Below are 11,966 nucleotides of genomic sequence, written 5' to 3'. Positions count from 1 at the left end.
CTCAGGGTGTTCTTCCAAGCCTGGAGGCGTTATGAGCGGAATTACACCGTACTTGCAAAGCGGGGGCAATGCGGCCGACGCCTGCCGTGACGCCGCGGCCGACATCGCCGCCCGCCTCGGCACGCTGCGCACCCACCTGGCCGGTCTCGACGCGGACCGGCTCCGGATGCCGCCGTCCCGTCTCGCGGACCTGCTGGCGGGGTACGACATCTACGCCCGCATGCTCGACGACGCGCTGCACGACATCGCGGGCGGCCTGCAGACGCCGCCGCGCCGGTCCGATGTGGAACTGGCCGGCGGAGAGTACCGATGACGCCCGCCGAGCCGGCCGACGCCGGGCAGGTGATCGGCGCGCTCGCCGCGGACATCGCGCAGCGGCTGGCCGACCTGCGCCGCGAGCTGGAGCCGACCCGGGAACTGTGGTCCGGCGACCGGGTCGCGCTGGGCCCTGCGGCGGAGTGGACGATCGCGGCGGACGGCCTGCTCGGCCGCGACGGCGTGGTCGGCCTGCTCAGCGATGCGATGAAGATCACTTGGCCGGGGTACGCGGGCGTGGGCTGGACCGATGTCGCGATCGAGCGGGCCGCGCCGGTGCGGGACCGATGAGACTACGGCAGGATGTCGCTGCCGTCGTGCACCGTTCCGGGAGGGAGTGACCAGCGTTGAGCGCGTCCACATGCGACGACGGGACCGCGCGGTCCCTCGTCGGCTTCCTGGTGCTCGGCCGTCTGACCGAGGCCGAGCACGGGAGGGTGACGGCGCACCTGGAGACCTGCGCGTCCTGCCGCGCGGAGCGGGACCAGCTGGAGAAGGTCGTCGCGGTGCTCCGCATGCTCGGCGAGGACGAGGTGCACGCGCTGGTCGACGAGTTCGGCCTGGACGGCGACGGCACCGCCGCGGACGACCAGCTCTTCGGCGCGCCCGGCGCCCCACGGCCGTTCCTGCCGTCGTCACTGCTGCCGGTCTCGGCGATCCCGATCTCCGGCATACCGATCTCCGGAATCCCGGTGTCCGGAATCCCGATCTCCCCGGCCGAGCCACCGCCGTTCCCGGCCCGCGCGGTGGTCCGCCCCCCGGCCGAGTCGCAGGCACTCCGCGCGGTGGCCCGGCCACCCGCGGAGCCCCAGCCGCCCCGCGCCGCCCTCCGCGGCCCTGGCGACTCGCAGGCCCTCCGCGGCCCGGCCGATTCGCAGGCCGCCCTCTGGGCGCCGGCCGATTGGCGAGCTTCGCGCGGTCCGGCCGACTCGCAGGCCGTGCGCGGACCGGTCGACTCGCAGGCCGCCCTCTGGGGACCGGCCGATTCGCAAGCTCTGCGCGGCCCAGCAGAGTCGCAGGCCGTGCGCGGACCGGTCGACTCGCAGGCCGCCCTCTGGGGACCGGCCGATTCGCAAGCTCTGCGCGGCCCAGCAGAGTCGCAGGCCGCGCGCCGGCCCACTGACTCGCAGGCCGCGCGCCGGCCCACTGACTCGCAGGCCGTGCGTGCGGTCGCCGGTGACGCCGGAGAGTCGCAGGCGAGCCGGGTCGATCCGGCGGCCTCGCAGGCGAGCCGGCTGGAGGCGGCCGTCCGGCCGGCGACCGGCGAGCTGCGCCCGGTGGCCCGGATCGGCCCGGCGCCGTCCATCGACCGTGCCCAGCTGCGTATGGCCGAGGGCTACCTGCCGCCGCGCCCGGCCACCGGCCCGCTGGCCCGCGGCCCGCACTCGCACCGCCGCCAGCGCTCCCGCCGACGTACCCGTGTGCTGGTCGTCGCGGGTGTGCTCGTCGCCGCCGTCGGCACGTCGCTGCTGGTCAGGCCGCTGCTGACGGAGGAGCCGCCGCCGGTGGTCGCGGTCGCGTCGATCGACGACGAGGCGAGCGGCGTGGCCGTCTCCGCGCTGCTCTACGAGGAGGACGGCCGGGTCAGCGTGCGGCTCACCGCGGACGGGCTGACCCCGGGCACCGCCTACCAGCTGTTCGTGGTCCAGGACGACGGCACCGACCTGCTGCTCGGTGCGCTGTCCGGCGATCCCGGCGGCGGCACGTTCAGCGGGGACGTCCCGCTGCCGGTCGACGCGCTCTGGTACTTCAGCGTGCGGGAGGTCGACGGTGCGCTTACCGTCTCCGCGAACGTCGTCGAGGGTTCCCCCGCACCCGGCGAGTCGGACGCGGGGACACCATGATGAGCGCGACCCCCGGCCGTACCCACAGGTCATCGCAGTCAGTGAGGTCATGATTCCGATGCGGAGCACCGCCCACCGTCAAGATTCATCGGGAAAACCCCCACGAACAATGAACTCCGGTGACGACGCGTCCGTTATCAGTCCCATGGATCCGGCCACGGGCAGCGCGCCGCCGAGCGAGGTGTCGTCACTGCCGACTCATGACGAGGCGCTACGGCTCGCCTACGAGACCCACGGCCCCATCCTGCTGAACTACCTGTTGCGTCTGACCAGCGGAAACCGCGGCATGGCCGAGGACATCCTGCAGGAGACGCTGATGCGGGCGTGGAACCATCCGGAGGCGCGCACCGCCGACGGGCAGTGGAGCCGCGGCTGGCTGTTCACGGTGGCGCGGCGGATCGCGATCGACCACATCCGGGCAGCTCAGGGCCGGCCGGTGGAGCAGCTCGACGAGCGCCTCGAGGAGCGGCACGCCGCCGCCGACGAGATCGACCGCCTGCTCAACACCCGCGAGATCCGGGACGCGGTGGCCCGGCTCCCGGTGCGGCTGCGCAGCGCGCTCATCGAGGTCTACTTCCAGGAGCGCTCGGTGGCCGAGGCCGCGGAGAACCTCGCGGTGCCGGAGGGCACGGTCAAGTCGCGTACCTTCTATGCGTTGCGCGCGCTGCACGAGGATCTGACGTCGCGCGGCTTCACGCTCTGAGCACCGCTGTCACCTCGCGAGAAAATCTTGAGTTGTTCGTGAACCGGGCCCTGCCCCGGCTCGTTCACAGGGCACCTTTGGCGGAGAGGGAATTTCTACCGTGGTACTGAAATCGGTGACGGAGCGGGTGGCCGCGCTGCCGTCGATCGGAGTGCGGGCCTGGCGCTCCCTACGCACCACGCGGCAGCGAGTCGAGGCGGGCGTCGCGTTCACCGCGGCCGTGGCCTGCGTGGTCGCCGCCGGCATCCAGGTCGGCCCGGCCCTGGCCGAGCCGAAGATCGAGGGCGTCGCGGTCCCCGCCGAGGTGCTCCCGGCGATCGTGGTCGGCGTGACCTCCTGCCCGGACCTCACCGGGCCCCGGCTCGCCGCGCAGCTGATGGCCGCCTCCGAATTCAACACGGCCGCGCGGTCCGCCACCGGCCAGGGGTTGGCCGGTCTGGACGACGAGGGGTGGAAGAAGTGGGCACCCTGGTCCGGCGCCCAGCGCGCGGACGTGCTGGCCAACGTGCTGGCGCTGGCGCACCGCACCTGTGAGAGCGTGGGCCAGGCCCGCAGCTTCGGGGTCGAGGGTGACCTCTGGGAGGCCGCCGTCGCCGCCGAGGAGAGCGGTCTGACGGCCGTGGTGCAGGCGAAGCGCGTGCCGGACGCGGCCCGTGCGCACGTGGACACCGTGACCGGCTACGCCAACTGGTACGCGGATCAGCCGCAGTTCACCGGCGAGCAGGCCGAGCCGGAGTCGTCCGGTGCGCCCGGCGTCAACGGCGAGACCATCCCGGAGGAGTACGTCGGGCTGGTCGTCGAGGCCGGGAAGATCTGCCCGGCCGCGAGCGCGCCGCGCATCGCCGCGCAGCTGATGGCGCTCTCCGCGTTCAACCCGAACCTGCGCGGTCACAACGGCGGCATGGGCATCGCCCAGTTCACCCCCGAGATGTGGCGGCTCTACCGCCCGTCGGCGAACGCCTCGGTCTGGGACCCGAAGGCGGCGATCCCGGCGATGGGCAGCGCCGTGTGCTCGCTGCGCAACCAGCTCTCCGGCCTGCATCTGGAGGACGACGGCCAGGCCGGCGACCCGGGCGTGCTGGCACTCGCGGCGTACCAGTGGGGGATGACCGCGGTCCGCGCCGAGGGCGGCGTGCCGCGCAACGCGTTCGTCGCGCAGCTTCCGGACATGGTCGACTCGCTCGCGCCGGTGTACGAGAAGGACGGCCGGCTGATCCCGGTGACGCCGTCGCCGTCGGCCGCGCCCACCACGGCGGGCCCGAGCTCCAGCTCCAGCCCCAGCCCGAGCGCGCCGGGCACGCCATCGCCGAGCCCGTCCGGCGCGGCGCCGTCCTCGCCGGCGCCGTCCGCCCCGGCCTCGTCCCCGGCCGCGCCGGCCTGGGATCCGAAGGCGTCGTGGGTCATCAAGAACGTGTACAGCGGCCGGGTGATCGACGTGCCCGGCTACCAGGAGACCACGGCCGGCGGCACCACCATGCACCTGTGGGACCGGGCCGACGGGGACAGGGACCAGTTCTGGCACGTCGTGGCGGCTCCGGAGGCCGGGTGGTTCTTCATCAAGAACGCCTGGAACAACAAGGTGCTCGGCATCCGGGACGGCTCCACCGCCAACCACGCCGAGCTGGTGATGCAGGATGAGGCCGCCACCGTGCCCACGCAGCACTGGCAGCTGAAGGACCTGGGCGAGGGCCGTTACCACATCATCAACCGGAAGAGCGGCAAGGCGCTCGACCTGAACGGTGACGACTGCTGCGGCGGCAACGGTACGCCGATCCAGCAGTACGACCTTCAGGACTTCGCGGTCGACCAGAGATGGACACTCTCCAAGTGATTACGCCCCGACCGATGGGCCGGATCGCGGCGGCGCTCGCCGCGGTCCTGCTCGCCATCGTCATCCCCGCCGTTCCGGCCGCGGCCGCCGCCGACGAGTACGTGCTGTACTACACGGTCACCGCGTCCTACCAGGGTCAGCCGGAGAACCTCGGCGGCGTCGCGTCCCGGTTCCTCGGCGACGCCGGGCGCGCGACCGAGATCTTCAACCTGAACACCGGCCGGCAGCAGCCGGACGGCGGCGCGCTCAGCGACCCGAACAAGCTGACCACCGGGTGGTACCTGGTGCTGCCGTGGGACGCGGTCGGCCCTGGCGTGCAGTACGGCGTGCTGCCGACCACCGCGCCCGCGCCCGGTGGCACCGCGCCGGCCCCGTCCGGCACCGGCGCGCCGGCCAACCCGGCCAACCCGGCGAATCCGGCGAATCCGGCCAACCCGCCGTCGTCGCCGGGTGGTGCCGGCCCGTCCGGCGCACCGGCGTCGCCTCAGCCGAAGCCGCCGGGCGGTACGCCGGAGTCCGGCAAGTGTGTCGCGGCGACCGCGGCCAGCTCCCCGTCCAACTGGGCGATGACCCGGGTCGCGGCCGACCTGGCGTGGCCGTACACCCGGGGCAACGGCATCGCCGTCGCCGTCATCGACTCCGGTGTGGACGCTCAGGCCACCCAGCTGCTCGGCCGGGTGCAGCCCGGCGTCAACGTCGTCACCGGCGAGAACATCGGCAACGTGGACTGCCTCGGCACCGGCACCGCGATGGCGGGCCTGATCGCCGCGCAGCCGGCCGAGAAGGACCCGTTCACCGGTGTGGCGCCGGACTCCATCGTGCTGCCGATCCGGGTGGTGACGGACAACGCGACGGCGGACCCGGCCGCGCAGGCCGCGGCCATCGACGTCGCGCTCCAGCTGCAGCCCAGCGTGCTGGCACTCGGCTCCTACGTGGACATCACGGCCGACCCGGTGGTGCGGAGCGTGCAGAAGGCGCTGGACCTGGGCATCCCGGTGGTGGCCGCCGCGCCGACCACGTCCGGTGGCGTCACGCCGCCGGAGGACGTGATCCTGGTCGGCGGCGTGGGCGTCGACGGCAAGCTCGCGGAGGAGTACGCGGCCGAGACCGTCGAGGTGGTGGCGCCCGGCGTGAACGTCTCCAGCCTCGGCATCAACGGCACCACGTTCGTCGGCAGCGGCACGCAGTACGCGGTGGCGATGACCGCCGGCACGGTCGCGCTGATCCGTGGCTACAACTCGAACCTGAACCCGAAGCAGGTCGCGCACCGGCTGTCGGCGACCGCCGCCCAGATGGGCGACGGCAAGCCCGATCCCCGGTACGGCCACGGCATGATCAACCCGGAGGCCGCGGTCACCCGCGAGCTGCCCGAGGAGGCCACGCTGGTGTCGGCGGACAACCGGGACTCGACCCCGATCTCCGGCAGCGAGGAGATCCGAATCGCGTTCCTGCTCACGGTCCTGGCCGGTCTGGTGCTCAGTGCGCTGCTCGTGCTGCGCTTCCGGCGCACCATGCGGGCGGCGGCGACCGAGGATGACCTGGACGACGACTGGCCGGCCGGCGACCCGCCGAAGGACGAGGCCAAGCCTACCGAGCCCAGCTCGGCCGGATCGCACTGAACGGCGGTCGGCTACGTGACGGCAGACATGGGTCCGATCGTGAACTCGCGCGCGCCCGACATGCTCATCAGCGCGCGCGAGTGCGGAACTGCAGAGGACTTGATGCCCCGTGGCTGACGACGTCTGTGCCGAGCCGCGGCTCCGCGCCGCGCTCGGCCTCTACCTGACCGGTGCGCTCCCCGAAGAGGAGCTCAGCGCGGTCGAGTCACACCTCGGCACCTGCGCGGTGTGCCTGGCGGACGCGGAACGGCTCGGAGAGGCGGCGGCGCTGCTCGCGCTCCTCTCCGAGACGGACCGCCGTGAGCTGGTGGCCGAGTTCGGCACCGTCCCGGGCGGGGAGCAGGATCTGCCCATGGTGCCGGTCACGGTGACGGAACAGGCGCACGTCCCGCAGCCGGCGCCCCGCCGGGCCAGGCCGGCGACGGCCCGCCCACCGGCCGGGCCCGGTGGCGGCACCCGTCCCGGCGGCCGGCGGGTCCGCCGCCCCCGGCTTCTGCTGGCCGCCGTCGGCCTGGTCGTGGTCGCGCTGCTCTCGGCCGGTGCCGTGCTCGGCGCCTCCCTGCTCGGTGGTCTCGGCGGCCGGGACCCGGTGACGCTGGTGACCAACGCCGAGGACCAGGGCACCGGCGCGACCCTCTCCGTCACGGTCATCGACCAGGGCGGGACCGTCACGCTGAAGGCCACGCTCAGCGGTCTGCGGGCCGGTGAGGTCTACCGGTTCTACGTCCGCGACGTCGACGACCGGGACGAGCTGCTCTCCGAGGTGACCGGCACCGGCGGCACGGTCGAGGTCAGCGGTCCGTGCCCGGTCCCGATCGACCGCCTCACCGAGTTCAGCGTCACCGCGTCCGACGGTTCGCTGGTAGTGCTGGCGGTCGTGGACCGTGGCGCGGGCTCCGGCACGCCGGACTGACGCGCGGGGCCTAATTTGTGACCATGTTCGATGAATTACCGGCGCTGAACCTTCGCCGCGGTCCGGTGAACGCGTAAGGTCGTCGAGCGGATGGCGGGCAGTTCGTCTTCCGGCAGCCGCTCGGACCGGTGTGCTCACCGAGCGGCCCCCGGGGTCCTGCCCGCGCCGTGGCCAGTGCGAGTGTCCGAAGCGTAAATTTCTTCCGGACTTCAGGGACGAGTCGGAAACATGGCTTATCTACGATTCCCTGGTTGGCTTGCATGTGGCCTCGGACCGACGAGGTGGTCCGGCCGGGCGTCGCGGGGGCGCGCCTGTCCGGCGGACACGGTAGGGGATTGTGGACGTACGAGAGCAGGCGCAGGTCGATGCCGAGGCGGACGCGTGGCTGCGGGCGGTGCAGGCCGCGCACGGGCCGATCGTGTACCGGTATCTCGCCGGGGTGACCCTCGGCGACCGCGCCGCTGCGGAGGACATGCTGCAGGAGGTGCTGCTCCGTGCGTGGCGGCACTACCCGACGCTGTCCCGGACCCCGGACACCGTGCGTGCCTGGATGTTCGCCGTGGCTCGCAACCTGGTCATCGACGCGGGGCGGGCCCGGCGTGCCCGGCCGACCGAGGTCAGCCCGCCCGACCTGACCCAGCTGCCGGAGCCGGGCGACGCGATGGACCGGGTGCTCACCGCGGGCGTCGTCCGTGAGGCGTTGCGGCAGCTCAGCCCGGTGCACCGGGCCGTGCTCATCGAGATCTACTTCGGCGGCGCGCAGGCATCGGACGTGGCTGACCGGCTGGGCGTCCCGGAGGGTACCGTCAAGTCACGCGCGCACTACGCCCTGCGCGCGCTCCGCGGTGTTCTCCAGCAGATGGAAACCTGACGGAGACATCCCGGCAAACTGCGGATCACGTTTCGGGGCGACCGATGGGTAACGTCGGTGGGCCGCTCGCGGCGCATTGACAATCACCTGCTCCGCGCCGAATATGTGGTGGTTCGCGACCCGGATCGTCGGGTGGACGGTAGGAGAAGGACGGATGTCGGACAGCCCGGAGGCCCCGCGTGAGCACATCGCGCGCAGGGATCTGACCCCCGCGGGCGGGGTGTTCCGGACCCGGGCGGGGCACCGGCGGTGATGATCGGTCACGCTGGCCGTCCGGCGCTGCCGGCCGGTCCGCGGCGTGGGTCCGCGAGCGCACTCCGCTGGGTGGCGGACAATCTGGCCGTCGTCGGGCCCGACCCGGGCGACGCCATCGTCTCCATCGCCGGCCTGCTGCCCACGGAGCCCGGCGTGGTCACGGTCGTCGGCCAGCTCGCCGGGCCGGACGACTGGGCGATGATCACCGAGGTGCTGCCGATCGCGGTGCCGCCCGGCGCGGCCGCCCGGCTCGCCGTCTCCGGCGCCGGCATGAGCCCGCCGCACGGCCCGCCACCCGCGGCCCAGCTCGCCCAGCAGCTCGACGCGGACATCTACGCGCCGAACGGGCAGCTCCTGCTGGTCCCCGGCGGCGGCATGTTCGCGCTGGACGGCTGGCGGTGGTTCAGCCCGGACGGCATGATCCGGCAGGGCGGCCGCCGGTTCCCCCGCCCGCACTGGGAGTCCGAGGTGGACACGATCGCCCGGCACCCGGTCAGCGGCGTCCGGGCGTACGCCGTACCCGCGGGATTGTGGCTCTTCTCTGATGCTCCCGGTGTGCCGGACCCGAGCCTGGACGACCTCGTCCTGGCCATCCCGGCCGATCCCGACCGGGTCACCATCGTGCTCGGCCGTCCAGGCACGCCCGCACCCGGCGTCGAGGCCGTCATGTCGATGCTGGAGGCGCTCGACCCGTCCATGGTGATCGCGCCCTACGGCGACGCAGCGGCCGAGTCGATGCGGCTGGCCACGCTGATCGCCGAGCACTGGGACAGCCCGGTCGAGGTCGCCACCGGCCTGCCGACGCTGGACGGCGAGTTCGAGCTGGTCTCGGTCGCGGTCGACCCGTCCGGCGAGAGCTGGTGGACGCCGCCGGTCTCCCGGCTGCGCGTCGCGCCCGGCGTCCCACCCGCCCCGATCGGCACCGTCGCCCTCCTCGCCGACCTGCGGCCCACCGGCACCGGCAGCTACCGGCTGAACGAGCGCTGGGTGGTCGAGGCCACCCAGTTCGGTCTCTGGGTCCGCCCGCCGCACGCCGGCGCGCACGTCGCCGACGTCCGCCGCCGCCCGTGGGACCCGCAGCGCCTCACCGTCCTGGTCGGGCTGCCCGGACTGCCGCTGCCCGACGACGTGCTGCCGATGCTGCACATGCTGCTCAACCGGCTGCCCGCGGACGTGCGCACCCGGGTCGGCTTCGTCCCCGCCGAGCTCAACCACCTGCTCGAACCGGACGGTGAGGACCGTCCCGACGTGGTCCTCGCGGCGCAGCGCTCCACCACCCCGCGCTGGTGGCGCCGCGACGACCGGCTCTTCGCGGTGCTGCTCACCGTGGACGGGCCGACCGGCATGGTCCGCACCGACGCCGGTGACGTCGAGCCCGGCGAACTCGGCGAGATCATCGCCACCCACCGCGACCCGGACCCGCGCCCGGTCCTGCTCATCGCGTCCGCGCCGGTCGCGCCGGACGTGGAGCAGCTGCTCGCCGACCAGCTCCAGTCGTACGTGATCGCGCGCCGCAACGACGGCTGGTGGGCCAGCGCGCCACACCGGGTCGGCCTGGAGCCGCGCGCCGCGGCGATGCTCCCGTCCGGCTACCCGTTCACCGGCGAGGAACTGGCCGCCGCGCTGACCCCGGCCCGTCCCGCGGCCCGCCGGAAGCCCGGCCGGGCCGCCGACCACGAGCCGCTGCTGTCGCTCGCCCCGGCGCTGGAGGCCGCGGTCGTGGCCCAGCGGCTGCGCGAGGGGCGGTCCGGCGTGCCCACGGTCGTGGTGGCCGCGGAGCGCGACTGGCGCCACCCGTTCCGGCTCGACGGGCGGCCCGCCACCGCGCTGGAGCTGGCCCGCACCATCGCTGACCACCGGCCCGGCTGGATCGCCGACGGCGAGACGGTGTGGCTGGAGGCCGGCGAGCTGAGCGAGCCGCTGCTGCGGTTGCTGGCCAACTACCTGGGGACGCCGGTCGGCACCCGGTCCCGGGCGGTCCCGGACGCGCCACCGGCGGCGCACGCCACCGGCTGGTTCGCGGTGCCGCCGCGCGGTGCGGACGGCCAGGACCTGACCGGGCCGCAGGGGCGCGAGGGCTACCCGGACCAGGAGAGATACGACCATGGCGAGTCCTGACCCCGGACCCGCCGAAGGCGCCGCGTCGCCGGGCAGCGACGGCACCGAGTCGCCGCTCCGGCCCGGCGACGGGACCGCGACCCGGCCGACGGACAGCGCCGCTCCTCCCGCGCCGGTGGACGGCGGTGCTCATCTCGCGCCGGTGGACGGCGGTGCTCATCTCGCGCCGGCGGACGGCGGCGCCCATTCCACGTCGGTGGGCAGCCGTGACTATTCCGCGTCGGTGGACGGCGGCGCTCGTCCCGCTCCGGGCGACAGCGGCGCTCATCCCGCGCCGGTGGAGAGCCGTGACCATCTTGCGCCGGCGGACGGCGGTGCCCCGCCCTCGCGGGTCGGCGACAGCCGGCCGTCGCGCAGCGGCGGTTTCTCCGTCCCGTCCGCGAGTGGCGCGCACTCCGTGCAGTCCGGGGACGGGGCGCCGCCGGTGCGGCGCGCGGTGGCGCTCAGCGGCCTGCCACCGTACGAGATCGGCCCGCCGGGCAACCCGCCGCCCGCCCCGGCGTCACTGACCCGCGGCGCGCGGCGCGCGGCCGGCACCCGGTCCACCGTGCCCGACGCGGACCCGCGGCCGGCTACGGAGACTCCCACCCGTCCCGGCCCGGCTGTCTCGCTGCCGTCCGTCCGCCCGGTCCCGCTTCCCGCCCCGCCCGCCGTCGAGGACGACGGCGGCGTGCGGCACCCGCCGGCCGCCCCCGCGCCGCCCCGGCCGGTCGCCGAGCAGTTCCGCCCCTGGCTGGTCCCGCTGGTGCTGGTCGGCGTGGTGGCGATCACCGCGGCGCTGATCGGGGGCAACCACCTCCCCGGCGGCCGGAACGCGGACGGTCCCGAGGCGGTGGTGCAGGCGCCGCCCGGCACCGGGGTCACCATCATCACGCTCGGCCCGCCCTCCGCCCCGCCGTCCGCGCCGCCGTCCGCCACCGTGGCACCGACCGGTTCGCCGACGCCGGCAACCGGTGCGCCCGCCGCGTCCGGTGCCCCGGCCGCACCCGCCACCTCCGCCCCGGCGCCGGCCTCGAAGGGCGCCGCCGTCCCGGGCCGGCCCAATCCCGGCCGGGCCGATCTGGCGCTGGGCCGCCCGGCCACCGCATCCAGCGTCCAGGACGGCGCCTCGCAGTGGGCGGCCTCGAAAGCGGTCGACGACGACCCCGCCTCCCGTTGGTCCAGCGAGTTCCAGGTCGATCCACAGTGGATACAGGTCGACCTCGGCGAGGTGTGGTCGATCACCACCGTCGAGATCGTCTGGGAGCGGGCGTTCGCGCAGGCGTACCACGTCGACGTCTCCACGGACGGCAGCGACTGGAAACGGGTGTACGCCACCACGTCCGGCGCCGAGGGCCTGGCGACCATCTCGGCCGGGCCGGCACCGGGCCGGTACGTGCGGATCACCGGCACCGCGCGCAGCACGGAGTCCGACCACCTGCTCTACGGCTACTCGATCCTGGAGTGCCGCATTCGCTGAAGATCTTCGTACGTGACCGGTGCCGGCGCCTGACTCTG

The 11,966-nt window shown here is 74.2% G+C and carries 10 protein-coding genes; all 10 read left to right on the top strand.

Features of this window, described 5'->3' with window-relative positions; all coding sequences use genetic code 11:
* Nucleotides 1-31: 31 nt before the first annotated feature.
* The 10 genes from J2S43_RS22890 to J2S43_RS22845 all read left to right on the top strand — a co-directional run bounded on the left by J2S43_RS22890 (nucleotide 32) and on the right by J2S43_RS22845 (nucleotide 11,928).
* The gene (locus J2S43_RS22890; protein WP_306832427.1) at nucleotides 32-313 is read left to right on the top strand and encodes a hypothetical protein; all 282 of its coding nucleotides are present in this window, start codon (nucleotides 32-34) and stop codon (nucleotides 311-313) included.
* The gene (locus J2S43_RS22885; RefSeq protein ID WP_306832426.1) at nucleotides 310-606 is read left to right on the top strand and encodes a hypothetical protein; all 297 of its coding nucleotides are present in this window, start codon (nucleotides 310-312) and stop codon (nucleotides 604-606) included. The genes J2S43_RS22890 and J2S43_RS22885 overlap by 4 nt, the downstream gene beginning before the upstream one ends.
* Before the next feature lie 56 nt (nucleotides 607-662).
* Nucleotides 663-2,159, top strand: coding sequence for a zf-HC2 domain-containing protein (locus J2S43_RS22880; RefSeq protein ID WP_306832424.1), 1,497 nt, complete (start codon nucleotides 663-665; stop codon nucleotides 2,157-2,159).
* A gap of 145 nt (nucleotides 2,160-2,304) precedes the next feature.
* Nucleotides 2,305-2,862: a sigma-70 family RNA polymerase sigma factor gene (locus J2S43_RS22875; protein ID WP_306832423.1), complete on the top strand. Its 558-nt coding sequence runs from the start codon at nucleotides 2,305-2,307 to the stop codon at nucleotides 2,860-2,862.
* A gap of 115 nt (nucleotides 2,863-2,977) precedes the next feature.
* Nucleotides 2,978-4,693, top strand: coding sequence for an RICIN domain-containing protein (locus tag J2S43_RS22870; RefSeq protein WP_306832421.1), 1,716 nt, complete (start codon nucleotides 2,978-2,980; stop codon nucleotides 4,691-4,693).
* Nucleotides 4,690-6,312, top strand: coding sequence for a S8 family serine peptidase (locus tag J2S43_RS22865; RefSeq protein WP_306832419.1), 1,623 nt, complete (start codon nucleotides 4,690-4,692; stop codon nucleotides 6,310-6,312). Before J2S43_RS22870 ends, J2S43_RS22865 begins: the two co-directional genes overlap by 4 nt.
* A 109-nt stretch (nucleotides 6,313-6,421) precedes the next feature.
* Entirely contained in the window at nucleotides 6,422-7,225 is an 804-nt protein-coding gene (locus J2S43_RS22860) for a zf-HC2 domain-containing protein (RefSeq protein ID WP_306832417.1), read from the top strand.
* 337 nt (nucleotides 7,226-7,562) lie between these two features.
* Nucleotides 7,563-8,096 carry a sigma-70 family RNA polymerase sigma factor gene (locus tag J2S43_RS22855; protein WP_306832416.1) on the top strand — a complete coding sequence of 178 codons (534 nt, stop codon included), beginning with the start codon at nucleotides 7,563-7,565 and terminating at the stop codon, nucleotides 8,094-8,096.
* Nucleotides 8,097-8,420: 324 nt separating this feature from the next.
* Nucleotides 8,421-10,469: a hypothetical protein gene (locus J2S43_RS22850; RefSeq protein ID WP_306832413.1), complete on the top strand. Its 2,049-nt coding sequence runs from the start codon at nucleotides 8,421-8,423 to the stop codon at nucleotides 10,467-10,469.
* Nucleotides 10,456-11,928 (top strand): discoidin domain-containing protein, encoded by a 1,473-nt coding sequence (locus tag J2S43_RS22845; protein ID WP_306832408.1) that lies wholly within the window; start codon nucleotides 10,456-10,458, stop codon nucleotides 11,926-11,928. The genes J2S43_RS22850 and J2S43_RS22845 overlap by 14 nt, the downstream gene beginning before the upstream one ends.
* Nucleotides 11,929-11,966 lie beyond the last annotated feature (38 nt).

The sequence above is a fragment of the Catenuloplanes nepalensis genome (assembly GCF_030811575.1).
In the GTDB taxonomy this organism is placed as follows: domain Bacteria; phylum Actinomycetota; class Actinomycetes; order Mycobacteriales; family Micromonosporaceae; genus Catenuloplanes; species Catenuloplanes nepalensis.
Note: the sequence above shows the minus strand (reverse complement) of the source record. Positions and strands in the feature narration are given on the sequence as shown.